The sequence below is a fragment of the Pedobacter nyackensis genome, from assembly GCF_900176505.1.
GTDB classification, from domain to species: Bacteria; Bacteroidota; Bacteroidia; order Sphingobacteriales; family Sphingobacteriaceae; genus Pedobacter; species Pedobacter nyackensis.
This window is the reverse complement of the sequence record NZ_FWYB01000001.1, coordinates 744,378-768,216: the sequence shown is the minus strand read 5'-3', so window position 1 is coordinate 768,216 and position 23,839 is coordinate 744,378. Positions and strand designations below refer to the sequence as shown.

Below are 23,839 nucleotides of genomic sequence, written 5' to 3'. Positions count from 1 at the left end.
AGTTAATCAAGATTTTTCCAGAGCCTGTTTCTTGCACTCAAATTCAGCCTTTTTTGGACTTGGATTCTCACTTTTATTTATCGCTAGTTATTACATAATTAATCCTTCCAGTTTGAAGTTAAACACATTGTCTCATTAAAAGGTTTATAACGATCCGCAATCTTTCCTACTTCGATAACAATGGGTAACTGAGCTGCCAGACCAGCCAAAATGCAACTGCCTTGTGGTAAAATCGGAAGAGAATCAAAAGAGACCTTGTCTAAATAGGAAATGGTTTTCTCCACAGCCTCTATATCCTTATTATTTATTAATCTGTGCAAGAAATAATTATGAAGTTGGGAAATTATAGTACTTGAAATATCTGAGGGCCGCTGACTAGCTATCGTTAAAAAAACCCCAAACTTTCTTCCTTCTTTTATGATTTCCTCGAAGGTTTCCAACCTATGGTCTTTCCAACTTTCATTTTCCCGCTCAGAATTATACGATAATATATTATGTGCCTCGTCAATGATAATATTGAGGTATTTATGTTTTTCAAACCGATGCTTTTTATCTTCATAAACCTGTTTGCAGATGATCATTGGAAGGATCTTACGCATCTGCATGTTAACGTCCTTCAAAGAAACAATAGACATCAACGTATCATCCTTATGGTTGAGATCAACCGTAATTACTTTCTCTAGATCAGATATACGCTCATCAAGTCTGCCCATAACAGGACCAATATGCTCCTTATTGGCAAAACCTTTTTGAACCTCATGGTAAAAATTGAAAATTATCTTAAGCCGAATTATATGTATTTCTGAAAGCCCCTCAATATTTGGAGTCAGAGCCTTCGTCTTATCAGTTATGACCTGCTTAAGAAAATCGGGTTCGGTAGACTTCGTATTATAATAGAGATAACATTTATCCTTAGGAACAAACTGTAAGTTTTTTTGGTAATCACTAAACAAGGCCCTGTAACCATCTATTTTAGAATCGAGATTGAAACGTGCAAGTTCTTCCAGAAAAGTGAAAGCAAGATTCCGTTCCTGGTTATGTTCAACCTTTGTAAGTATACTTTTAAGTGTCACAGAAATCAACCTTTTAAATCCATCATTACTACGTATATTGGATTCAATGAATTCATTTTTAAGAGTTCTTGCTACAAATGGGGCCTGTGTTTTCTCGGTACAATGCAAGATCAATGACCAAAATTGGGCATCCTTAAGTACACTGGGCGCTACCGGATACTTAAGAATGCTACCTCCTTTACCGGTGGAAAGCCTATAAACTTTCTTGAACTCTTCTTCAATAATTACATCGTCACGAACACCAAAAACAGGCTTTGGAATGGTATATTCTCCATTAAAATCTATTAAAATGAATCGAGCATTCTCAAGAAACTTAGTTTCTCCTTTATATTTATTAATAATTTCGTGATAGAACTTTGCCATAGTATAAGACTTCCCGCTACCCGTATTACCGAATATTCCGATATGACTAGCTAGCAGTCTATCAATGCCCAACTCAATCTCTTTCCCCTTTTCCTGTGCAAGATTCCCCAAAACAAATGTATCTTCACCATCCTGGACAAACTTATGTACCAGATTAAATTCTCCCTGTGTTAAGAGATAGGCCTCATTGTCAATTAGTGGTAACTCTTTTATACCTTGCTTAAAAACTCCACTCTCCAAAAATCCAACAAGACTAATCTGAAGAATGCGTTTAACCTTATCTTGCTGACTGGTATAGGATTTAAAATCCGAACCTTTATCCTCGGTGATAAACTCCCCTTCTATCTTTCCAACAAGATGAGAAAATCCTTTGGCAATCTTTACATAAGAACCGACAGAGACGTTTTTAATCAATTCTCCTTTGAACAGCAAGTGTGAAACGTTCTTAGTCGTGTCAACTTTAAGCTCTACACTCCTACCCTTAACAGAAGTAACTACACCGATCTTTATTATTGAATTCAGCTCGTCCATCAATTGTCCTTAGGTGGAATGCTTACGTTAACAATAATATCATTTGTTTTTTTAGCGAACTGACTATCATCTAGATCCCTAGCAAGACTAGAAAATCGAGTACTGTTCAGGGCAGCTAGATCACCCGCTACCAATACAGAAATATTACCGAACTTAAACTCTCCAAGATTCAACTTGTTTTCAATATCTTTTTTTGCACTATCATCATAAGCAAAAACACATATTAAAAGTGTGGGGTTAGAATTGGCTACGCGCTTGGTAATTTCTCGGATATGCTCGTCAGCAAATGAGAACCCAAATACAAACAGAACTGAATTCTCCTTTTCAAGCTCATTTGAATACATCCTGAGCAGTTCATAGAAAGTATACTGCGTTGTCGTCGTACTGAATTTTTCCTTCGTGGGGTTGATGATCACCATCTCATCATAAGCACTCAGAAATTTCGTAACAGAATCATCCTTAGTTATGAACTCTGCCTCATTTAAAAGAGAGTCGATACCCTTAGCCTTTTTTTCACTATCCTCAAATGACTCAATCAATTTTCCCTCAACCGAAATATCAGATATACGTTTTAAAATATCCAGATTTTTATCAAAAACAATCTTATCATTATTTGCGGACCAAGTTACCGACCCATGCAGCTTAAATAAATTGAATAATGGAAGCTCAGCCTTATTCTCATAATGAGGACTTTTCTGAAATATACTCTTTCTATAGTTGCTCGTTGAGAACACTGGATTTAACTTACCCGAAAAGCCATCGTTATACTCTAGGTTAAGCTCTTCAAGGGATTTATCTAGCAAGATATCCATATTAGTAGTAAAAAGATTCGCCTGCTTTCCAATCAGTGTACTTCTTCTCCGTAGCAGGATGATATTTACTGCACTCAGAAAGTCATGATAATTCTCTCTTGTTTTAACGAGTTCCATTTCGGAAACAAGCTGTTCATCCAGTATATCTACATTTCCCTTGATGCCTTTAGTAAAATAATCCTTTTTTATGCTTGCTTCTACAATATCCCTAGAGTCTGACTTTGGGAACTTCAATAATTCTGTCAAAAGATTTTCCACATTACCAAGGGTATTAAAGAAATTTCTTGATGCCCCTGATCCAATTAGAAAATTTAAATGGCAGCTTTCTATAATCTTTTTAAATTTATCATCATCCATCTTGAGCGTATAAAAAACATTAGAAAACTGTAAATATAATATCTTTTAGAAATTATCGATGTTCGGCAGTTAAAGTATTGAGGAAAAAAATTCCTCCAAACTACCTCTTTTTAAAAGTAATCGTACTTAGGTACAGGCCCCATCTCTGCTATATACATTTACAATGTAAGTGCTTTATTTATTTAATGTCCGGCTTTTCAAATAAATCCTTTAAAATAAAGAATATACCCTCTAAGTGTTACAATAGACTCCCCTCATCCCCGCATGCTACTAATACAACATAAAAATATCATTGAGCTAATACCCATGCTGATTTAATAAATAGAGTTGCTAAATGGCTACCCTTACAGTTAACGACCAACTTAAAATCAAAAACCACTAACTAGACTTTAGTTTTACTTCCCCTTTTACTTAATCCATTTTTTCCCCTGGGATAATTAAGAGTAACATCTTTAAAAACCTCTTTCTACAGCTCTCTCAGCCCCCACATCAATAGATTCTATTCCTTTATCATTTCAACTAATTCCTTCCCAAGTGCTCGGCAAACTTCCAACAATGTTGAATGCATATAATCACTTCTAGCATTTTCGATCCGGCTAATCTTCGCTGCATTAACCGAACAACGTTGTGCCAATTCCTCTTGAGACCAGCCCAATTCCTTTCTGAACTTTCTTACATTATTACCTATAATTTCATAATGCTTTTTGAATTCAACTTTCATGAGAGAAAATTGATGTCTTTTACGTAAATATTTCTTGTCAATATTGACAAGAAATGAAATATATTCTTATCTTTACATAACCATTTGTAGAACGTATGATCAAATAAAAATTTCAAAACATAATTACTTCCTCTTTAAGAGGTATTAACTGAAGAGTCTCGTCACTCAAAGATTGACAGCCAAGATGCGAGACAGTAAGAAAAATGCCCAGATCGACTTAAAGTGCATATATTTGTGCTTTAGGATAGGTGTGGGCCTTACTGTAGACCATTATCTTGGCTGTCAACTAAGAGTGGTGGTTTATATAGATAAGGCCCCGCCTATTTTTGTACACCATCCAGCGACTCATATTAAATTGAAACTAACAACGATTAATATGAAAACAGCTAACCTTACCAACTACTACAATCTTTTCTCTCTTATCATTTGTCCACCAAAATAATTGTAGCAGTGCCTAAATAAGCATTCACGCTTAATTTCTTAATCCATTAATCATCTACAAGCCAGGTACGGCAACATTTCCCATATCTGGCTTATAGGTACAACCTCTAACCAGATATGTTAAAAACGATAAAAATCATCGTCATGGCCGCACTTTGCCTAAATTTTAAGGCCGAAGCACAAAGCCAAAACACCCCGCCCCCATTAAAAAACCAAGCCATTTCAGGCAAAGTCATCTCCGCCACAACCGGCGAAGCTTTACCCGGTGCAGTCATAAAAGTAACAACCACCAACCACACCGTAATCAGCAATGATAAAGGAGAGTTTATCCTAACCTTGGGCAATGGCACGTATAATTTATCCATATACTACCTAAGCTATAAAACCAAAAACATCAGCATCCAGATCCCGCTAAAAGAGTCTCTTATTATAGCACTGGATACTGATGACAAAAACCTGAAAGAAGTAGAAATTGTATCCACCGGATACCAGAACATTCCTAAAGAAAGAGCCACTGGCTCTTTTACTACCATTGACAATGAACTCTTGAACAGACGGGTCGGTACAAATATTCTCGACAGATTAGATGGGGTAACAAGCGCACTTATTTTTAATAAAAGTAAAACTCAAAATACCCAAAGCGACTTAAACATAAGAGGTAGAAGTACAATTTTTGGGGAAGACAAACCGCTTATTATCCTTGATAATTTTCCATACGAAGGAGAAATCACCAATATCAATCCCAATGATATAAAAAACATTAACATTCTGAAAGATGCCGCAGCAGCATCCATCTGGGGAACAAGAGCCGGAAACGGGGTGATTGTAATCACAACATACAAAGGAAGTTATCAGTCAAAGCTAGAAACCGGCATCAATACCAATTTAACCATTGGAGCTAAGCCCGATTTATATCAACCTTCGTGGTTCTCCTCTTCCCAATATATTGATATTGAACAGTATTTATTTAATCAGGGAGCTTATACATCAACTATAAGTAATGGTTATACGCCAATCTCCGCAGCCATAGTAATTATGGATGCCCATGCTAAAAATAAGATTTCCAGGGCCGACTCACTAAAACAAATAGATGCTTTAAAAAACTATGATATCCGAAGGGATATGTTAAAGTATCTATATCGCCCCAGCACCAACCAGCAATACTCCTTTTATGTAAAAGGAGGTAGCAATCAAAATAAATACTTTATATCAGCCGGCTACGATAGAAATCTTGCTTCAAGAATAACCAATAGCTATAACAGATATACATTAAACGCCAATAACTCATTTACGCTGTTAAACAATAAGCTGGAAATAAACGCAGGAATAATACTTAGTTCCTCTTCCTCCAGAACGATTAACCAAGGATATAGCTCACCTGCATCTCCTTATGAAAGGCTGGCCAACGAGCAAGGAAATGCATTAGCTGTTCAAAGAGGATTAAGATTATCCTATGTAGATATGGCCGCTGAAACAAACCTTTTAGACTGGTATTATAAACCGCTGGAAGAAAACAAAGCAAATAGCCATACTAAACTTACCAGTTACATTTTAAATGCAGGGCTGAACTATTCAATTATTAAAAACCTGAAGCTTGCTTTACTTTATCAGCACCAAACGCAACTTAATGTCCAGAATGACAACTATAACGCCGACTCGCATTATGCAAGGGATATTGTAAACCGCTATTCGGTTATTGATCACACTACGGGATCAGTACAAAGGCCAATACCACAAGGTGGCATTGTAAATGACAGCAGATCACAGTACGAATCAAACTTTGCCAGGTTTCAGATAAACTATGACAAATCTATTGGCAACCATCACAACATTTCGGCCATCGCGGGTATGGAGGTTCGTAACAATTATACAACCTACATCAACCAACGCTTTTATGGCTTTAATGAAGAAACATTTACCAATGCAAACTCTGCAATAGATTTCACTAAGGATTATACCATTCTATACAGCGGAAATACAGGAAGGATTGACGCTGGGCAAGGATCTGGATACATGTTAGACCGCTACCTCTCTTACTTTGTGAACACTTCGTATGAACTACACAGTAAATACATTTTATCACTAAGTGCCAGAAAGGACGAATCTAATCTATTTGGCGTAAAACCTAATCAGAGAGGCATTCCATTATGGTCGGCAGGCTTGCTTTGGAATATAAACAAAGAACCCTTCTACAAGCTCAGCTGGCTACCGCATTTAAAGTTAAGGGGAAGTTATGGTTATACTGGTAATGTAAGTAAAAACCTTACTGCCTTACTAACTGCATCAGCGGGCCCAAACAATAGATATGGTTCGGCTTACTACACCATTACAAACCCTCCAAATCCATCATTAAAATGGGAAAGAATTAAGATAATCAATGCCGGTCTTGATTTCGCTACCATCAATAACAGGTTGTCAGGAAGCATTGATCCTTACATTAAATATGGCATCGATTTATTTGGTGAAAGCCCGCTCGCCCCACAAGCAGGAGTTGCCACCTTTAAGGGAAATACAGCAAATACGCTTACCAAAGGGCTTGATCTTTTACTAAACAGCAATAACTTAAACGGTCCATTAAAATGGACTACAAACTTAACTTTTAGCATTAACAAGGATAAGGTTACCAGCTACAATGTAGCTAATGGCTTAAATACATCAGTAATTTCATCGCCCTATAATAGTCCCTTAGCAGGCAATCCATTCTTTTCTATTTATGCTTATAAATGGGCTGGTTTAGATAACAAAGGAGACCCACAAGTGATGTTAGATGGTAAACCTTCTAAAGACTATTCCCTGATTTTTAATTCATCAGAGCGCTCAAACATCAGGTATATAGGGTCATCAGTGCCAACTAAATATGGCAACATTCGAAATTCATTTGCTTACAAATCCATCGAGATTTCATTAAATATAGTTTATCGGTTGGGCTACTTTTTTAGGAGAGCGTCATTAGATAACACTACGCTATATTCTACAGGCGGGTATAAGAATGCTATAGATTATGATAAACGTTGGCGCAATCCGGGTGATGAAAAAATTACGAATGTACCGGCATTACTGTATCCTGCTATAGGCCAACGCGACAACACTTATATGTATTCGGATATTTTAGTTGAAAAGGCAGATAACATCCGTCTGCAGGACATCCGTTTGAACTGGAACTTAAACGGCATTAAAAATATAAGCAAGTACTTCTCAAAGCTTCAGGTATATGGCTACATCAATAACCTGGGCTATTTGTGGAAAGCCAATAAACTCGGATTAGATCCCGATGTACCACGCCCCGACATCAGCAATGTATCGACACCAAGAACCATAGCAATCGGAATTAAAGCAGACTTATAAAAATATAATTATGAATTGGAAAACAGTTTATTGCCTAACTATAGCCGTATCCCTTTTTACGAGCTGTAAAAAGAGCTTTTTGGATAAAAAACCACTATCAACAATCACTGCTCCAAACACAATAGCAGAACTTAACGGATTGTTAGAGAATCAGACCATCATGAATTATACAGGTGGCTTACCTCATATCTCGGCAGATGAATACAACATCGTATCTGATCAGCAATATTATTCATTAACAACGGCCACCGAAAGAAATGGATACATATGGGATCGGAACCTGTATAATGGTGAGACTGTTTTAGATTGGGAAGTTCCGTTTAGTCAAATTTTCTATGCAAATAGTGTCCTTAAAGTTTTAGAGGAGAAAAACTTTAAGGATCAAAAGCAGAGCAATCGTACAAAGGGTTGGGCAAGTTTTATACGTGCTTACGCATGTTATGATCTGGTCAAAAACTTTTCACCTGTATATAACTCAATTACCGCAGCCAGTGATCTGGGCATCCCTATTAAATTAAGTCCGGATGTAGATCAGGTGACACAAAGGTCATCGCTGCAATCCACCTTTGATCATATATTTCGGGATCTCGAAATAGCTGGAAGGTTATTGGATGCTGAGGTGCCTGAGAGGAATAAAAACAGGCCTTCTAAAGCTGCTGTATTAGCCCTAAAAGCGCGAATTTATTTATACATGGGCAATTATAGCATGGCCGAAATAGCCGCAGATAGCTGCTTATTATACCACAATAAACTAATTGATTACAACGGAATAAGTACCACAGCAACAACTCCATTTACATGGAATACTGATGAAGTGATCTATCAGTCAACTCAGGTGGTTAACTATTATGACCTATCTGGATATGGCAATGTTCCTAAATTCCAGGTAAACCCAAATTTTATAGCCCTGTATAGTGACAATGATTTGAGGAAGGTTATTTTCTTTAGCAAAACCGGAGTGAACAAATACAATATGAAACGCGGTTATGTTGGTGGTGGGTCTTACCCCTTTACAGGATTGGCCACCGATGAGGTGCTGATCATAAAAGCTGAATGCCTGGCCCGCAGAGGAGAAACAGCTTTATCAATGGAAACGCTCAATCAATATCTTATTAAGCGTTACAAGAAAAACCTTTTTACCAAACTCACTGCAAGCACAACGGAAGAGGCAATTAGGCTGGTATTGGAAGAGCGTGTTAAAGAACTGATTTGGAGAGGGCTAAGATGGTCGGATTTGAAAAGGTTTAATCGTGATGGAATGAACATCACTTTAATCAGAGTAATCAATAACATCACTTATTCCCTCCCTCCTAATGATTCAAGATACGTGTTCCCAATTCCCGATCAGGAAATAGCTTTAAGTGGCATAACCCAAAATCAACGATAAATTAAAACGATAAATTAACAAAACCAATATTATGAAACATTTAATCTTAATACCATTTCTACTTCAGTTAATAAGCCCCGTAAAAGCCGACACTTTACAAAGTTCAAATTATCCAGATAAACTGGATTCAAAGCATACTTTTACAATAAGCGGGATATGTAAGGATAGCAGGGCAAAGACAGCTCCGGGAAGACTTACTTTTGAAATGAGTGAAGTATGGTCCAACACTGCAGCATTACTAAATGTGGAATCAACTGAAAATCAAGTCACCTACGATGGTAGATTCCAATCTAAATTCAATTTACATGCATCCCTAAATTACTTATGGATTGGCTATGCTTGTGATAAGTCTATCGGAATATTTTTTAGTAGTAACAGGATTTATGTGATAGAAAGAGGAGATCAAATAAGTTGTGAAATTTATGCAGATTCAATCTGGTTCAGTGGTAAGGGAGCGGAAAAAATGAATATTCAGGCTAATCTATTTAAAATCTCAGATAGGCATTTAAAAACCCCGCGGTCAATTGAGGAAGCTAAAATAATGAGAGAAGCAGCCTTTGATGAACAAATAGTGTTTTTGAATAGCAACAAAACTAAGTTAAGTCAGGAAATATATGACCTCCTGTATACCCAGTGTTACGCTGCCAAAGCGAGCTCTATTCTTAAATATCTCCAATTTCTAAAACAAATAAGCAAAAGGGACTACACGCCAGAGGCCAAAGATTTCTATGCGCAAAATTTAAAACCACTTCCTGAGCAACTTGATAAGAAAGCTTATCTATCCCCTTTTATGGTGGACTTTTTGTTTCAAAAATTGAAGTTTGAAAACAAACTCCTAAATCCTGCGCAATTAAATAACTTAAGTTCCCATTCAATTATCAATACTATAGCTGAAAATTTTGATGGAAAAATACGGGAGATATTGTTTCTTATAGCTTTTACAGAATTACCCCGCTCTTATTTAAATGTATTTTCGGATATTGATAAGGCCATTAATTTAACAAGCTATCTACCATATAAAAAAGCGTTAATAAGACTTAAAACAGCTGTGGGGAACAATGCAGAGGCTTATCCATTTTCGCTTCCTGATTCGACAGGTAACATCATTAAATCGAGTGATTTTAAAGGAAAGGTTTTAGTAATGGAATTTTGGTTTACAGGTTGTATACCATGCAGGGTATTGGCTAAACAAATGGGTCCTATCATTGACCATTTCAAAAATAAAGATGTTGTGTTTTTAACAGTCAGCACTGATTTTCAAAAAGATAACTGGATCAACAACGGACTAAAAAGTAAGCTACACACCCATGAAAGAAATGTAAATTTATATACGGAGGGATTAGGGCATAATCATCCTATAATAAAATATTATAATATTAATTCTTATCCCCGGTTAATCATCATAAATAAAGAGGGCAAAGTAATAACTTCAACACCGCCCCGGCCTATTAATCCACAATCGGCTAAAGATTTTATAGCGATTTTAGAAAAAGCCCTGAAATAATTAAAAGCAGGCTGCCCAAATAACCATAGGGCAGCCTGCCTAAATTGATTTACTAGAAATCATATTGCTTATTATGTCCATTACCTGTAGGAGAAGGTAAAGATGCAGCAGCACTCACACTAATAGTTGGGTTTGTGTCATCAGGAGACTCAACTACACAGCGTTCTGTACCAGAAATACAATTATTTGGATCATAATCAGAACCAATCAGTTGGTATTCTACACCATTAAACCCATAATAAAACGGAGCCAATTTTGTCTGTTTTTCAACACTTGTAAATGCACTAAACCCTACCACCAAGCCAACTACCATTAGGCTCAAAGCGATTTTTTTGATATTTAAACTTAAATTTTTCATGACATTATTTTTTAATTAATTCTTTTGCTTTACCCAGCCACAATGCAAAAACAGCCAACGCAATAAAACCTGCATTGAACCATAAATGCTCAGCCCAACTCAATTTTTCGATGATCAGATTGCAATGACAGGGCAGTTTTTCTGTCCATAACAACATGCTCAAAATGTAACCGGTAAATATGGTCATCAGACTTATAAAGCTGTACAAGCCTATTTTTTGAGTTGTTGGTATAAGCAGTAATAAACAGATCAGCATTTCTGCTATTGGAACAAGCCAGGCAATGTAAATGGCTGCTCCTCCTATTAAAGAGACTTTAGATAAACCTTTGTAAAAGATTTCATGATCTGCCAGCTTTTGATATGCAGCTGATGCAAATAAAGCCAGACAAAGTAAACAGATGCCAAATACAATCCATTCTTTGGTCTTGTCTGTTAAGCTAAATGCTGATTGTTTATGAGTTATACTTTCCATTGTTGCAATATTTATTGTTCATCGTTATTTTTCTCTAGCCAATATTGGCTTCCGTTAATTTATCCATGTTGGTGCCACCCGGAAATAAAGCATACCTACGATTGCGAACAAAACAATGAGAGAAACATAAGCAGCCACCTCGCTTACCACTCAGGCAACCCAGCGCCCTGTACAGACAGCCCAGTAGCCAAAGGACTGGGATCATTACCTGGGCAAACGCCCGGATTTTAAAGGATAGATTTGCTTTTGTTTCCATTATTGTAAATGCTTCAAAAGCAAAAGAGCAAAAATAAAATACACCAGAGGGGTATGATCAGAAGGCCCTTAATGATGCTTTAAAGGGCTATGGGGGATAGCCTTAAAAATCAACGAAGAAATAAATGGGCCTTCAACAGTCACCCAAGGCTGTTAACAATAGCAAGGGGGATGATACTTGATCATCCCCCCTTTTTTCACAAATCGAAGTCTTTTTTCAGTTTTGCTGTTATTCTCGCGTATCGCTGGTACAACCTTGTTGCAGCAGGTCGATATTCTAACTTATCAAGTTTCAAGAAAGATGCCAGAGCAATTTCTTCAGTTCCCTCCGTTCGGACATGACTTAGAATACATTCAGCAGCAGCTTTTTTGGTTGAAAAAACATAAACACCTTCATCATACTTGTAATGAAACTCCAATGCCAATTCATGAACACTCCCCTTAAAACAAATACTTTCCACTTTAATTAGTGTTTCCAATTCAATCATCACCCTTAACTGCTCCTGAAGTAGCCCAATGCGTTTCAGCAATAAAGTTTTAAAATCACCTATCTGGAAATCATAAGCGATGTTCGGAACGGACTGAACCTGATGTAACCATCCATCTATTTCATGAAGTTTTTGCTGCTTTTTCTTCAGATTCTTAATATCCACTATTTTATCAATCTCAGCAATCAGCATTTTATAAATCCCCATATGATTAAAATTCCATTTAATCAGCAATTGCCTTAACTCAATGTTCCAGTCCTGCTTCCTCTCATCAAAAGCTTTCGCTTTAAGCTTCGGAATAAAAACCTCCAGGTACTGCCGGTCTGCATAACAAAGCGCCGGGTATTTCTCTGGCTTGAAAAAATCTGTATGCGCCTTCATCAGTTGTTCAATTAAGGATTCATCTATCCGAGTTTGCCTAAGCCGCTGTTCGATCTCTTTCAATTCTTCATCGAGCCATACACGTAACTCCTGTACTTCAAAAGCAGATAAAGCATGACTTTTATTAAGCAAGTCCCAATAAAACCCCTCGGTATGCCTTGTTAAAGCTACTAAAGGATTTAGCGCCTGCTGCACCACCGGATTTTCCGGATGAGCAGTCCATAAACTATTGGTTAGTTTTATTGCCGAAACCTGGCACACATTTAAAACACTGGCAAATGCTGCCACATTTCCACCCTTACTAAAAATATCGAACAGAAGTCCTTTTAAACGTTCACATTCCATCACCACATTATTGATCAATGTAGCATGATTATGATTTGGTGGGTTGATTAATACTTGTGCTACACAAGCATTTAACACTTCTAATGCTGTAAACATAATAGAATATTTTAATGCCGTCCCATTGGGCACAGCGAGTTCATACAAAAAAATATTTGGTTGTGGTTTTGGTCCCGCTGGCTTGATTTAGCTTGGGTTTCCTGAATAAGGGACCGGAAACACTACAGCTGGTTGGGATATGAGCCCGTAACTGCAGTTGCAATTACTAATATAATAAAGCAAAAGTAATTACCATTGCACAAATGTTGCATTCGTATGCAACATTTGTGTGGTTTTCATCCCACATTTATCGAAGAACAACTGAGTTTCTAAAAAAATTCGAAGATGACGATATGCATATAAAATTTTGATATTCAGCGGGTACCTCCCTCCATTTTAAGGCATTAGTATAACCTATAATAATCAGGATTGCAACAATTATCCCAATGACTGCAATACCGTAAGAAACTTTTTTAGATTTTGTTTTTAGATAATGAAGTGAGCTCAAATGAAGCGCAATGGCAACTACCGCAAAAAAATAATATGGAATGAAAACAAGGTTGATGGGATACATATTCATCCCCGCTGCAGCGAAATAAAAATTGGTATCCAACTGCAGCTGCCGGCCATACATAACCGCAGCCACATGGATAATAAGAAAAAGGGAAAGGTACAAGCCTGAATAAAGCTGTACCTTTTCTACCATCGACTTTTTACGCTTGTTAAATAACAGTTTAATGCCTGTTACTACTTGAAATGCGACAGTTAAAAGCAGAACGGTCTCCACGATGATGTGTCGGTAAACCGTCCTTAGCAAAGTCATCATTTCTATATGTGCAGCAACTCCAAAAAGCGAGAAGAGCTGATTACTTAAATGAAATGCAATAAATACAGATAAGATGAGTCCTGAGAAATAATGGATTCTATTTACCATAGTTACTAAACACCCAGTTTTTTCTTACCGGTTTATCCTTAGCAACCACAATCGTTGCTTCCTCTACAACCTTTCCTTTTTCTTCAAGCTTATAACTTAAGGTATAACCTACATCAGATGTAGAAGCACTTAGATTAACACTGGCACCCAGGTACGTCTGCGGCGATTCGAGCACCAAAGTTTTCCCTCCGTTAAAAGCATCACTCAGGTAGGTATGATTCATCTCTGCGCCGGTCTCCACTCCATTAACTTTCCATTTTTGATAATTAGCGCGACTGTCGTGCGATGACACCGTTAAATTAATATCTGCGCCCTTGTTCTTGTCAAATTCGCCGGATGTGGTCACCGTCATCTTGACAATGCCTTTATCCTCCGAACCACCCTGATCATCATCATCATTTTTAGAACATCCTGTAAATACCGCTGCCATAAGCGCCAATACCATTGTAAAAGAAACTGCCCGATTAATTAAGTTCATTGTTTTCATGTGTAATTTGTTTTTATAGGTTTTAAAATATTTGCTGAATGGTCTGTTTTCAATCGGCCGCATAAAGGAAAGAAGCACTTTCGGCGCCTAAACTTTGGGTCCTTACAAACTGATAAGGCGTTGTCCCTGAAAATGCGCTGAAATCCCTTATAAAATGAGATTGATCTGTGTAATTGAGTTCATAAGAAATTGTAGTAAGCTGACTGTAGGCCGTGTTACTCAATAATTGCAGCGCTTTCTCGAAACGAATAATGCGTTGCAGTTTTTTTGGAGAAATACCCAGGCTGGTTTTAAACAACCGTTCTAACTGCCTTTCCGAAATATTGTATTTTTTTGGCAGTTCAAGAATTTCGCTATCAATGTTAATTTCATTTTGCCGAATAATGTTGTTGATTAATAAATCCTGCTTGCTGTTGTTACACAGCTTCCCATAAAAATATTGGTTCAGTACCTGTACCCTGTTGTAATGAGAACCTGCCTGCGCTAGCTCATCTTGAATTCCGGTCTTGCAAAAACTTTGGATGGCCGACACTTGATTAACGAGTTCATAGGCATCAAGCCTAAAAAGAGCATTTAAAGCATGCGGGTAAAAGCTAACACCAAACTGAGAAAAAACGCCATCAAAGGTGGCAACTGTTGGTTGAGTACCTATTCCACTTAAGTAACATACGGGTAACTTTTCTCCCCTTTGATTGCGCATAGGTTCAAACCGACCTAAAATTTGAAAGATTAAACGGGGATACCTGTCGGCAAAACTTTTCACCACAAACCCCGGTAAATCGGACTGTAGAAAATCAGCACTCCAATAGTACCTAATGTAATCTTTCAAAAAAGCAGGAGGAGCATAATGTCTGTAATCCATCCTGCAAGTATCTATACTTCGAATGGTGCAATCGTCTCAATATATAAGTTGACACCTATAATTAATCCAAATGATGCTGCTTTACATACGCAGATGGCGAAATCTGTGTGATCTTCTTGAAGTTTCGGTTGAAGGATGATTTTGAGTTAAATCCGCAATCAAATGCAATGGATAAAATCGTGAAATTTCGATTTTCGGGCAGGCATACCAGTTTTTTAAATTCATTTACCCTATGCTCATTGATATAGTCGTAAAAACTTTTTTGCTCTTCTGTATTTAATACCTGAGACAATAATCCCGGATGAACCGCCAGTCGCTTAGCCAGCATGCCGAGGGTAAGCTCAGGGTCTTTATACAATTGTTCAGTTTGCATAACTTCAATCAATTCTGCATGTATTTTTTGAGCCACTCCACCCGTTAAGGTAGATTTTTCATACCTACCCTTTACGGTTGTTTCTTCAGCAGTTTCATCACTAATTATCCCCACTTGTCTTATACCGAAATAACCAAGGAAAACGATAAACCCAACCACCGAAAGAAAGGTTAGTTCCGCTTGTCCCAAGATGAAAAAACTAAGGATAATGACTATCCCTGCAATCAGATAACGAAGCCAGTTCAGGGTTATTCTGTCGGTATTGGAAAACTGTTCGTTGATATTTTTTTTATGCCTTCTGAGCAGAACCAGGGAAGCCGCAATATAAACAACGCCCGAGCAAATAATGGCGGTGGTAAGACCGGGAAATAGGTATTCGCATTTCAATTCGGGCGGCTGATTTCCACTTAGCATCGAAATTCGCGCTGCATTGGATAAGGGTTGCAGATCAAGCAGTATGTACAAATAACCTAAAAAGAAAGGAACAAAAAACAGCAACCAGCCGTACCTGGTTTTTTGCTGTTGCGTAAGCTGCAATATGTAAGCATAAAGAAATGGGCCATGAGCAAGAGGAATAGGCGCATTCCACCCTATTAGCTCCGGTATGTCGATATATTTACCGCTTGCATAGTAATAAATATAAGTCAGATGCACCCCTGCAAAAAACGACCAGGCAGCCAATATATAATCGGCGGTAACTCTTTTCTTCTTACCTAAAATTAATATGGAAATGTAAACCGCGATGATTGCGCCAACAAGATATTGCATTTATGCTTTTTTAAAGATCTATAGGTCTGGTAAAAATAGAAATTTAACGCATCTGATTCGCAATTACTTCTTGAAATTTTCGTCGAGGAACTTTTTTAAATCATTGATATAGCCATCGTAAAATGCTTCAATGATTTGTTTGTTAACCGGGTTAACTACATTTCCTTCAGCATCGAAAATACTATCAGGATAAGCTAGGCCTGGTGATTTGGTCTTTTCCTTTATCTTGCCGATCAAACCACCGGTATTTCCGGTTTTATATCCGCCAGGCTGTACATATTTGTAATCGCCAAAAGGCACATCGTTATCAGAAACAACAGTGCCCGAAGGGCTGATCTGCAATTTTGCATCATTAAGCGTAGCATAAATTTTTGAAGTCAGCCCAATGCGTATTTTTATCATATCATCTAAAGGAACAGCGTAAACATAGGTAAGGCCGCTGAGATCAGCATAGCATTTGCTTTTATCGCCAATGCTGGCAAAATCCCTATAACAGATGTAAGCCCCCTCACCATTTACAACCTCCTCAACTTTAAGAGCCGGGCGACTTTTAAGATAACTCTGCAACAGCTTCATCAGCTCCGCTTTACTTTTACTTTTATTGGTGAGCTGGAAAGTGATAGCAGGCTGCTTATTCAGGGGTCTGATATAACCAAAAAGATTATCGCCGAACAGATTTCCTGTTGATTTTTCGCATACGGCCTCAAAGTACCTCCCCTGAGCCTGGCCAAAGTGTACTACAGCGATCAAAACGAGTGTTAATATTGCTTTTTGAAATTTCATCTTAAGGTGTATTTTAACTTATTGATTACCGGCCTGACTGTGCGTGGTTTTCTGATCTATGCTTTGTATTAAATTGTCTTTGCCTACTAAAAGTGTAGTTAATTCTACATATTGGCTCGCCCATCTGGTATCCTCTGCTTGTTTGCTCCCGGTTATCACTCTTTGTCCAACACCGTTAATAGCTGTGGTAAGGTAGCCCGGCTTGTAGCTCCCTCCAGCATAATTGCTTATCTTTTCATATACTACAACCTGTCCCCCATCGCCACTTGGAAAAGCTTTGGTAGGCGCCCCCCAGCTTTTAAGCAAGTCGGTATACTTTACGCCTATCCAGGATTTTTTCCACTCCATTTTATTGTAAATGAATCTCTGCGTTTTAGCCGTTTGCTGGTCTGTCGAGTAACGCTGTTCCAGCGCTTCCTTCAATTCTTTACTGAGTTTCACCGGCTTTTCCTGCCCATTTACAACAGACGAAAAACCGACTAAAACGATCAGATAAAATAAACGTGTGATAGGTGTTTTCATTTTTTAGCTACAAAAATCCGTTTTTAATAGTTTACAGAATTGTAAAAAATCGACATCAAAAAACTGTCCCCATTGATAAATCCTAATCGTCATAGGATCAAAAAAACAATGAAACAGATACTACACATTATTTCCAGTCCTATGGGGAACTATTCTCACAGCATTAAACTTGGAAACGCTATTATTAAGCAACTGGCATTAAAGCATCCAGGAAGTAAAATTACCGAACGAAACCTGGTAAACGACAATCCACCTTACCTGGATAGCGCACATATTTTGGCCTCTTTTAAAAATGAGCAAGACATAAGTGATGAGGAAAAAGAAAAATTAGGCTATTCTGATACCATACTACGAGAAATTAAGCATGCTGATATTGTAATATTAGGCGCACCAATGTATAATTTTGGAATACATGCAACTTTAAAAGCTTATATCGATCAGATCGTTAGGCTAGGACAGACGATTACCTATCAGGCAGATGGAACGCGAATTGGATTATTGGCCGATAAGACGGTATACCTTGCAATAACAGCAGGGGGAAGTTATAATAATGAATTCAACCCAGTTAACGACTACATCGTGAATCACCTTAGCGCCATACTGAAATACATAGGGATCAATAATATTAAATCCTTAATTATTGAAGGAACCAAAAGACCGGGCTTTACGGTCGACTACGACGAAATTTGCAGAAATATCTAAAATATCGATAAATTTAATCCACATGAAAGAATTCGCATTAATTTTCAGAATAAACGACATCAATTTTAAACCTTCTCCTGAACAAATGCAGGAAAGGATGAACTGGCTTGCCGGGATTGTAGCTCAGAACAAATTAGTTGATAAGGGAAACACACTCTTACCAATTCCGGGAAGTGCAATGTCTGTACACGCCGACAATGTGGTCACTGACGGACCTTACACCGAGATCAAGGAATTTATCAGCGGCTATATCATTGTAAAAACCGATACCATTGAGGAAGCCGTTGAACTGGCGAAAAGTAATCCCATTTTTAAAATCGGCGGGAATATTGAAGTAAGGGAGCTATTAAAACTTAGTTAATGGAGGAAGAGGCAAATTCGCTCCAGGAACTTTTGCCCCATTTATTCCGGCAGGAGTACGCGAAAATGACGGCTGTATTGTGCCGTCATTTTGGCTTGAAGCATATTGAAATTGCCGAAGATATTGCCAGCGAAACTTTTTTAAAAGCATCTGAAAACTGGGCGATTAACGGGATCCCCAAAAAGCCTGCGGCCTGGCTCTATACAGTGGCCAGGAATAAAACCAAAGACTACTTTAAACATCTTTCTATTTTTGAAAGCCAGATCAAAAACGAATTGTCGACCGGAAAAATTCAGGAAGAACAACAGTTCGAATTTGATAACCAACACATTGCAGATAGCCAGCTTGCCATGATTTTTGCGGTTTGTAATCCTGCAAATTCAGCCGAAGCGCAAATTTGTCTGGCACTTCAGATCCTTTGCGGCTTTAGTGTGGAAGAAATTGCCAATGCATTTTTAGCAAAACCTGAAACCATAAAAAAACGGCTGCTCAGAGCCAGAACAAACCTCCGGAACGATAGTTTCCAGCTCAACAGTTTAACTGAAACGGATATAAAATCAAGAGTGGAAACGGTTTTAAAAACTTTATATCTGCTCTTTAACGAAGGCTATTTTTCAAAAACGAACAATCAATTGATACGGAAGGAACTTTGTTCGGAAGCGGTGAGGCTTACCCTTATGCTAATAGAAAATCCCCTGACCAATACACCAAAATCAAATGCATTGCTGGCTTTAATGTGCTTCCAAAGCTCACGGTTAGATGCAAGGATCAATAATAAGGGCGAAGCCATTGTTTACGAACAACAGGACAAAAAATTGTGGGATAAATCCCTGATGGAGAGAGGTAATTATTATCTGGTAAATGCTTTCGATGGAAATGAAATTTCAAAATATCATTTGGAAGCAGGCATCGCCTATTGGCACACCACACCTGATGATGAAAGTAAATGGCAGCATATTTTGCAATTATACGATCAGCTTATGCTTATGGAGTCCTCACCCGTAATTGCATTGAACAGAATATTTGCCTTCGCTAAGGTTTATGGAAATGAAAAGGCCATTTCTGAGGCTGAAAAACTAAATCCGAACGAAAGCAATTACTACCACCAACTATTAGGTTACTTATATGCTGATCAAGATATTGAAAAGGCTATAAGTCACTACGGGCAGGCTATTAAACTGACAAAGTCCAAAACCGAGAAACAAACACTTACCAAAGAAATAGAGCGGCTATATAACAAAAAGACATCCCACTAGTCGACGACCACTGATCTGTTACCTAAAAATGTTCTGTTTTTTTACCAGTAATCCAATAAAAGCGCTTAGACTTACAATACTCATTAAAACGCAGAGAAATGGATTCACAACTTGGTTTAAAAAAGATCATTGAAAAGGGGTTATTAAACTCAGAACTAGAGCTTGAAAGGGCATCAATCATGTACCGTAGATTGAGATTATTCGTTAAAGATCATCCGGAATTTATCGAGCAAAAAAAAATGCTACAAGATATTATCATGGCTTATGAAGATAAGCATTGGGTTAAAGCAGAAATCACCACTCAACAAGTTGAGGAAAACGATTTGGCCGAACTAATTGCTGAACGTGAAAACAAATTCACCATGCATCGTAAACAATTAATCACATCCAAACTTAAAGAGAAAAAGTTAACCCAAAAACAGTTAGGAATGATTTTAGGACATACCAGTGAAACCTATATGTCCGAACTCATCAACGGAATCGAGTCTTTTACCTTAAACGATTTAACCACAATCCACAAACTTTTAAATATCAGTATGCAAGATCTGGAGTTTAAAAGCTTAGATCGCTTTAATATCAGCTAGCTTAATCCAGCCCCCATTACCATTAGCCAAAGTAACCTTAATCCAGTCTCCCTCATTTTCTACAATGCTCACTTTAGTTCCTGCATGGATCACAAACAAAGTCTTTTGCTTAGCATCCGGACCACCTTTTACATCCGCGGCGCCGCTAAAAACAATACCTTGCTCCTGGCCATGCAGATAGTTAGATTGTGCCGAGGCCATAATCATAAAAATCAAACCCAGCGACAACACACTTATTCCAATATAAAAAGCAATCTTTTTAGGTCCTACGGCAATTAAAAACAGATAAGCAATTAGTGCAACAAAGCCCAGAATAAAGCAAACAACTGTAAGCACCGAAAGCGTACTCAACGGAAAGAAGAAGACAAACCCCTTCCACCACTTAGTCAGAAAAAACTCTGGCACCGCTTCAATCTTATCCGTTATCTTCATATTTGCCAATTGCAAATTCAATTGAATCTCGTCATCACCCGGACTCAACTTCAAAGCCTTCTCATAATTTAAAATGGCCTCCGGCATTTCCGACAACTTGTAATTGGCATTACCCAGGTTAAAATAAACCGCTGCCGATTGATATCCGGCATCCAACACCTGCTTATAAGCCGCAGCAGCATCTTCAAACCGATTTCTGGCATAAGCCTCATTCCCCTGTTTAAGCAATGTCTCAGCATTGATCTCTTTCGCTGTTACGCAAAACGGTATAGCCAACAGCAACAGCCATACACACAAACTATATTTTAAAAGATTACGCATGATCTTCAATCTCATTAATGATATTTTTAGCTTTATCAAATACTTCCTGATCCGAAATTCCTGAAACCGGTGCATAACGTGCCATTTCGCACAAGTCAAGCGTTTCGGTCAGCTGGTTGATCAAGGCTTCCTTAATCCCCGCAGCATTCAACTGCTCACTGATATTTTCCTTGTTCAATTCCGCAGCTGGGATATTAAACTTATCGCTCAGGTATTGGTACAAGCCTTTATAAACATCCTGGTAAAACAGTTTCTTATCACCGCCCTGCAATTGCTTTTGAGCACTGGCCAAATGTTTAGCCGCCACCTTATTGGCATTTCTGCCTTTCACTTTTACCTGATCGCGGTTGTTTTCCCTGTACTGTTTGCGATAAACAAAAGCACCAATAAACAATAGCGGACCTAAGCACAATAAGGTATAATAAGCTACTGATCCGTAAAATACGTCATCCGTCTGATGCAAATCAGATACCTTAGTTTTAATATAAGCGATATCCTTAGCCAGCATTTTAATATCCTTCTGACCCGAAGCATAAGCTGTAACATTGGAGCCCGGTGCGCCTTTGGCTACTTTCAGGTCAAATGATCCGGTAGTTAAAGTAACGTACTTTTGCGTTGAAGGATTAAAATAAGAGAACTTTAAAGGCTCGATGGTATAATTTCCCTCATGCCTTGGAATTAGCAAATAGCTGTACTCCCTACTACCCGAAACGCCGTTCATGGTCTCAGTAATCTTATCGTTGATCTTAGGATCATACTTTTCGAGATCTGCCGGGAAATTCACCACCGGTGCATTCAATAGCTTCAGGTTTCCTGAACCCTTGATTTTAAGGTTGTAATTTAAAGCCTCGTTAGCTCTAAGTGACGACTTATCCACCGAAGACGCAATAGCAAACTGCCCAACCGCACCGCCAAAACCCTCTGGCTTACCTGCCTCCGGCAATTGTTTTACATTGATGGTTACCGGAGCAGTTTTAATCTTATAAGTCAGGTCTTCATACGACCCGCCACCAAAGAAATCTTCTATAGGATCATTTGAGGGTGACTTTTTACGCACCACAAAACTCATGATCAGAGGATCCAATGTCAACTTACCAAAGCGCTCAGGAAATAAGATCACTTCCCTCAGCATCGCAACATGGTATCTTTGTCCGTTATATACTTCCTCTTTCCAATCTATTTGCCCCTGGTTGTTCTTAATCTCCTGACTCCAGAAACCATTAAAATCAGGTAGTTTTTCTGGTGCGTTGCCCACGATACCAATATTGGTATATAACTTATAAGTTACCGCAATCTGCTCGCCCTGGTATACATTGGTTTTACTGGCCACAGCACGCATAAACAACTGCTTCGAAATATCTGATGAATTACCAGCCGAAGCTCTTGGACCTTGTCCGGAAGCAGCTGATTGACCCTGTTGCTGAGGTACAGTCCTACCCTTGGTCACCTTCATCTTTACAGAGTTAGACTTAGCAGCCTTGCCACCAAACAACATCGTTGCCGGCCCAATGATATACTCCCCTTCCTTTACCGCAACCAACACATAGCCCACAGAAATACTCGCTGTAGTTTGTCCATTAACAGAGGTGTAGCTGGAAGATTGATTGGGTCCGCCAACCACCTGAAAACCAGTAAATGCAGGCGGATCAAAAGATTCCGGATTCCCCGTTGTAGAAAAAATAATTTCAAACTGCTCACCTGTAGCTACCTGGTTTGAACTTACAGAGGCGGTAACTTTTCCGGCCTGGCCAAAACCAATGGCCGACCATAACAGCAATACCGTCAATAAATAATATCTCATGTTCATTAATATAACCCCTTACCAGTCTTTAACAATACGTCCCTTTACACCTTTTGCTTTTTTGTTTTTCAACTTATCCTGGGTGTTTTTCTCTTCATTTTTTAAAGCTTCCAGCATGCGCTCTGCATCTTCCTTCGACAACTTATCAGGCTGAGGTTGCTGCCCTTGCTGGTCTTTCTTATCCTGATCCTTTTTATCCTGGTCCTGCTTGTCCTTATCTTTCTGATCTTTGTTCTGGTCCTTCTTATCCTGATCTTTTTTATCCTGGTTCTGCTTGTCTTTATCCTGCTGATCTTTCTTGTCCTGGTCCTTCTTATCCTTATTCTTGTCTTTGTTTTTATCCTCTTTCTTCTGCTGCTCCTTCAGTTTTTCCTGCGCATAAGCCAGATTATAACGCGTCTGATCGTCTTTAGGGTTGTTCATCAAAGACTTTTTATAGGCCTCGATACTTTCTTCCAGCTTTTTAGATTCTAATAAGGAATTGCCCAGATTATGATAAGCCTGCGCCTTTACCGCTTTGTTATCAGATGTTGTGGCAATCTCTGTAAACTTTTGCGCTGCATTTTCGAACTTCTTCTGCTTGTACAAAGCATCACCCAGGTTAAAATTACCGGCAACGGATTCTTTTGTTTTCTCTACACTTTGACGGTAGCTAGCCTCAGCTTCTGCATACTTTTGCTGCTGATAAAGCTTATTGCCGTTATGGATGTATTTCTTCTCCTTCTGGGCAAAAACAACGGCACCTTGTAATACGATATATATAATGATGATCAACTGCTTCATA

Annotated in this window: 23 protein-coding genes; 7 read left to right on the top strand and 16 right to left on the bottom strand. The window is 38.3% G+C overall.

Annotation, left to right across the window (positions count from 1 at the left end; translation table 11 throughout):
- Positions 1–98: 98 nt before the first annotated feature.
- The 3 genes from B9A18_RS03145 to B9A18_RS03135 form a co-directional block, all read right to left on the bottom strand.
- Positions 99–1,967, bottom strand: coding sequence for an ATP-binding protein (locus B9A18_RS03145; RefSeq protein ID WP_084287201.1), 1,869 nt, complete (start codon positions 1,965–1,967; stop codon positions 99–101).
- Complete coding sequence (locus tag B9A18_RS03140; protein WP_084287200.1) at positions 1,967–3,136, bottom strand: SIR2 family protein; 1,170 nt, start codon at positions 3,134–3,136, stop codon at positions 1,967–1,969. The genes B9A18_RS03145 and B9A18_RS03140 overlap by 1 nt, the downstream gene beginning before the upstream one ends.
- A gap of 499 nt (positions 3,137–3,635) precedes the next feature.
- Positions 3,636–3,857 carry a helix-turn-helix domain-containing protein gene (locus B9A18_RS03135; protein WP_084287199.1) on the bottom strand — a complete coding sequence of 74 codons (222 nt, stop codon included), beginning with the start codon at positions 3,855–3,857 and terminating at the stop codon, positions 3,636–3,638.
- 558 nt (positions 3,858–4,415) lie between these two features.
- Here B9A18_RS03135 and B9A18_RS03130 point away from each other — a divergent pair.
- From B9A18_RS03130 to B9A18_RS03120, 3 genes are read left to right on the top strand one after another with little or no spacing between them, the layout of a single operon-like run.
- Entirely contained in the window at positions 4,416–7,643 is a 3,228-nt protein-coding gene (locus B9A18_RS03130; protein ID WP_084287198.1) for a SusC/RagA family TonB-linked outer membrane protein, read from the top strand.
- Between the two features lie 10 nt (positions 7,644–7,653).
- Positions 7,654–9,030: a RagB/SusD family nutrient uptake outer membrane protein gene (locus B9A18_RS03125; RefSeq protein ID WP_084287197.1), complete on the top strand. Its 1,377-nt coding sequence runs from the start codon at positions 7,654–7,656 to the stop codon at positions 9,028–9,030.
- Positions 9,031–9,061: 31 nt separating this feature from the next.
- Positions 9,062–10,534 carry a TlpA family protein disulfide reductase gene (locus B9A18_RS03120; RefSeq protein ID WP_084287196.1) on the top strand — a complete coding sequence of 491 codons (1,473 nt, stop codon included), beginning with the start codon at positions 9,062–9,064 and terminating at the stop codon, positions 10,532–10,534.
- Between the two features lie 52 nt (positions 10,535–10,586).
- On the opposite strand, the gene B9A18_RS03115 is transcribed toward B9A18_RS03120, so the two are convergent.
- The 10 genes from B9A18_RS03115 to B9A18_RS03070 all read right to left on the bottom strand — a co-directional run bounded on the left by B9A18_RS03115 (position 10,587) and on the right by B9A18_RS03070 (position 17,598).
- On the bottom strand, positions 10,587–10,892 hold the full coding sequence (locus tag B9A18_RS03115) for a hypothetical protein (RefSeq protein WP_084287195.1): 306 nt from the start codon (positions 10,890–10,892) through the stop codon (positions 10,587–10,589).
- Between the two features lie 4 nt (positions 10,893–10,896).
- Positions 10,897–11,364, bottom strand: coding sequence for a MauE/DoxX family redox-associated membrane protein (locus B9A18_RS03110; RefSeq protein ID WP_084287194.1), 468 nt, complete (start codon positions 11,362–11,364; stop codon positions 10,897–10,899).
- Between the two features lie 34 nt (positions 11,365–11,398).
- Complete coding sequence (locus B9A18_RS03105) at positions 11,399–11,620, bottom strand: hypothetical protein (protein ID WP_084287193.1); 222 nt, start codon at positions 11,618–11,620, stop codon at positions 11,399–11,401.
- A 196-nt stretch (positions 11,621–11,816) separates the two neighbouring features.
- Positions 11,817–12,929 carry a hypothetical protein gene (locus tag B9A18_RS03100; RefSeq protein ID WP_084287192.1) on the bottom strand — a complete coding sequence of 371 codons (1,113 nt, stop codon included), beginning with the start codon at positions 12,927–12,929 and terminating at the stop codon, positions 11,817–11,819.
- Between the two features lie 247 nt (positions 12,930–13,176).
- Positions 13,177–13,803: a succinate dehydrogenase/fumarate reductase transmembrane subunit gene (locus B9A18_RS03095; RefSeq protein ID WP_084287191.1), complete on the bottom strand. Its 627-nt coding sequence runs from the start codon at positions 13,801–13,803 to the stop codon at positions 13,177–13,179.
- Entirely contained in the window at positions 13,793–14,290 is a 498-nt protein-coding gene (locus tag B9A18_RS03090; RefSeq protein WP_144009377.1) for a hypothetical protein, read from the bottom strand. The genes B9A18_RS03095 and B9A18_RS03090 overlap by 11 nt, the downstream gene beginning before the upstream one ends.
- A gap of 49 nt (positions 14,291–14,339) precedes the next feature.
- A complete protein-coding gene (locus B9A18_RS03085) occupies positions 14,340–15,152 on the bottom strand; it encodes a helix-turn-helix domain-containing protein (RefSeq protein WP_084287189.1) in 813 nt (270 codons plus the stop codon).
- A 61-nt stretch (positions 15,153–15,213) separates the two neighbouring features.
- Complete coding sequence (locus B9A18_RS03080; RefSeq protein ID WP_084287188.1) at positions 15,214–16,293, bottom strand: helix-turn-helix domain-containing protein; 1,080 nt, start codon at positions 16,291–16,293, stop codon at positions 15,214–15,216.
- Between the two features lie 63 nt (positions 16,294–16,356).
- Positions 16,357–17,076 (bottom strand): hypothetical protein, encoded by a 720-nt coding sequence (locus B9A18_RS03075; protein WP_084287187.1) that lies wholly within the window; start codon positions 17,074–17,076, stop codon positions 16,357–16,359.
- Positions 17,077–17,094: 18 nt separating this feature from the next.
- Positions 17,095–17,598, bottom strand: coding sequence for a hypothetical protein (locus B9A18_RS03070; RefSeq protein ID WP_084287186.1), 504 nt, complete (start codon positions 17,596–17,598; stop codon positions 17,095–17,097).
- A 108-nt stretch (positions 17,599–17,706) separates the two neighbouring features.
- Here B9A18_RS03070 and B9A18_RS03065 point away from each other — a divergent pair, with 108 nt between their 5' ends.
- From B9A18_RS03065 to B9A18_RS03050, 4 genes are all read left to right on the top strand, one after another.
- Positions 17,707–18,300, top strand: coding sequence for an FMN-dependent NADH-azoreductase (locus B9A18_RS03065; protein ID WP_084287185.1), 594 nt, complete (start codon positions 17,707–17,709; stop codon positions 18,298–18,300).
- Positions 18,301–18,322: 22 nt separating this feature from the next.
- Positions 18,323–18,661, top strand: a complete 339-nt coding sequence (locus B9A18_RS03060) for a YciI family protein (protein ID WP_084287184.1) — start codon at positions 18,323–18,325, stop codon at positions 18,659–18,661.
- A complete protein-coding gene (locus B9A18_RS03055; protein WP_200816298.1) occupies positions 18,661–19,917 on the top strand; it encodes an RNA polymerase sigma factor in 1,257 nt (418 codons plus the stop codon). The genes B9A18_RS03060 and B9A18_RS03055 overlap by 1 nt, the downstream gene beginning before the upstream one ends.
- A 98-nt stretch (positions 19,918–20,015) precedes the next feature.
- Positions 20,016–20,501 carry a helix-turn-helix domain-containing protein gene (locus B9A18_RS03050; protein ID WP_084287183.1) on the top strand — a complete coding sequence of 162 codons (486 nt, stop codon included), beginning with the start codon at positions 20,016–20,018 and terminating at the stop codon, positions 20,499–20,501.
- Here the strand turns inward: B9A18_RS03050 and B9A18_RS03045 are convergent.
- The 3 genes from B9A18_RS03045 to B9A18_RS03035 are packed head-to-tail and all read right to left on the bottom strand — an operon-like array spanning position 20,478 to position 23,838.
- Positions 20,478–21,269, bottom strand: a complete 792-nt coding sequence (locus tag B9A18_RS03045; protein ID WP_235005219.1) for an SH3 domain-containing protein — start codon at positions 21,267–21,269, stop codon at positions 20,478–20,480. The two genes, B9A18_RS03050 and B9A18_RS03045, sit on opposite strands and share 24 nt — an antisense overlap.
- Positions 21,247–23,055 carry a BatD family protein gene (locus tag B9A18_RS03040; protein ID WP_235005218.1) on the bottom strand — a complete coding sequence of 603 codons (1,809 nt, stop codon included), beginning with the start codon at positions 23,053–23,055 and terminating at the stop codon, positions 21,247–21,249. The genes B9A18_RS03045 and B9A18_RS03040 overlap by 23 nt, the downstream gene beginning before the upstream one ends.
- Positions 23,056–23,073: 18 nt before the next feature.
- Positions 23,074–23,838 (bottom strand): tetratricopeptide repeat protein, encoded by a 765-nt coding sequence (locus tag B9A18_RS03035; protein WP_084287181.1) that lies wholly within the window; start codon positions 23,836–23,838, stop codon positions 23,074–23,076.
- Position 23,839 lies beyond the last annotated feature (1 nt).

Coding starts and splice junctions, on each gene's coding strand:
- B9A18_RS03145 (WP_084287201.1), bottom strand. CDS start 1,967: ATGGACGAGCTGAATTCAATAATAAAGATCGGTGTAGTTACTTCTGTT.
- B9A18_RS03140 (WP_084287200.1), bottom strand. CDS start 3,136: ATGGATGATGATAAATTTAAAAAGATTATAGAAAGCTGCCATTTAAAT.
- B9A18_RS03135 (WP_084287199.1), bottom strand. CDS start 3,857: ATGAAAGTTGAATTCAAAAAGCATTATGAAATTATAGGTAATAATGTA.
- B9A18_RS03130 (WP_084287198.1), top strand. CDS start 4,416: ATGTTAAAAACGATAAAAATCATCGTCATGGCCGCACTTTGCCTAAAT.
- B9A18_RS03125 (WP_084287197.1), top strand. CDS start 7,654: ATGAATTGGAAAACAGTTTATTGCCTAACTATAGCCGTATCCCTTTTT.
- B9A18_RS03120 (WP_084287196.1), top strand. CDS start 9,062: ATGAAACATTTAATCTTAATACCATTTCTACTTCAGTTAATAAGCCCC.
- B9A18_RS03115 (WP_084287195.1), bottom strand. CDS start 10,892: ATGAAAAATTTAAGTTTAAATATCAAAAAAATCGCTTTGAGCCTAATG.
- B9A18_RS03110 (WP_084287194.1), bottom strand. CDS start 11,364: ATGGAAAGTATAACTCATAAACAATCAGCATTTAGCTTAACAGACAAG.
- B9A18_RS03105 (WP_084287193.1), bottom strand. CDS start 11,620: ATGGAAACAAAAGCAAATCTATCCTTTAAAATCCGGGCGTTTGCCCAG.
- B9A18_RS03100 (WP_084287192.1), bottom strand. CDS start 12,929: ATGTTTACAGCATTAGAAGTGTTAAATGCTTGTGTAGCACAAGTATTA.
- B9A18_RS03095 (WP_084287191.1), bottom strand. CDS start 13,803: ATGGTAAATAGAATCCATTATTTCTCAGGACTCATCTTATCTGTATTT.
- B9A18_RS03090 (WP_144009377.1), bottom strand. CDS start 14,290: ATGAAAACAATGAACTTAATTAATCGGGCAGTTTCTTTTACAATGGTA.
- B9A18_RS03085 (WP_084287189.1), bottom strand. CDS start 15,152: ATGGATTACAGACATTATGCTCCTCCTGCTTTTTTGAAAGATTACATT.
- B9A18_RS03080 (WP_084287188.1), bottom strand. CDS start 16,293: ATGCAATATCTTGTTGGCGCAATCATCGCGGTTTACATTTCCATATTA.
- B9A18_RS03075 (WP_084287187.1), bottom strand. CDS start 17,076: ATGAAATTTCAAAAAGCAATATTAACACTCGTTTTGATCGCTGTAGTA.
- B9A18_RS03070 (WP_084287186.1), bottom strand. CDS start 17,598: ATGAAAACACCTATCACACGTTTATTTTATCTGATCGTTTTAGTCGGT.
- B9A18_RS03065 (WP_084287185.1), top strand. CDS start 17,707: ATGAAACAGATACTACACATTATTTCCAGTCCTATGGGGAACTATTCT.
- B9A18_RS03060 (WP_084287184.1), top strand. CDS start 18,323: ATGAAAGAATTCGCATTAATTTTCAGAATAAACGACATCAATTTTAAA.
- B9A18_RS03055 (WP_200816298.1), top strand. CDS start 18,661: ATGGAGGAAGAGGCAAATTCGCTCCAGGAACTTTTGCCCCATTTATTC.
- B9A18_RS03050 (WP_084287183.1), top strand. CDS start 20,016: ATGGATTCACAACTTGGTTTAAAAAAGATCATTGAAAAGGGGTTATTA.
- B9A18_RS03045 (WP_235005219.1), bottom strand. CDS start 21,269: ATGAGATTGAAGATCATGCGTAATCTTTTAAAATATAGTTTGTGTGTA.
- B9A18_RS03040 (WP_235005218.1), bottom strand. CDS start 23,055: ATGAGATATTATTTATTGACGGTATTGCTGTTATGGTCGGCCATTGGT.
- B9A18_RS03035 (WP_084287181.1), bottom strand. CDS start 23,838: ATGAAGCAGTTGATCATCATTATATATATCGTATTACAAGGTGCCGTT.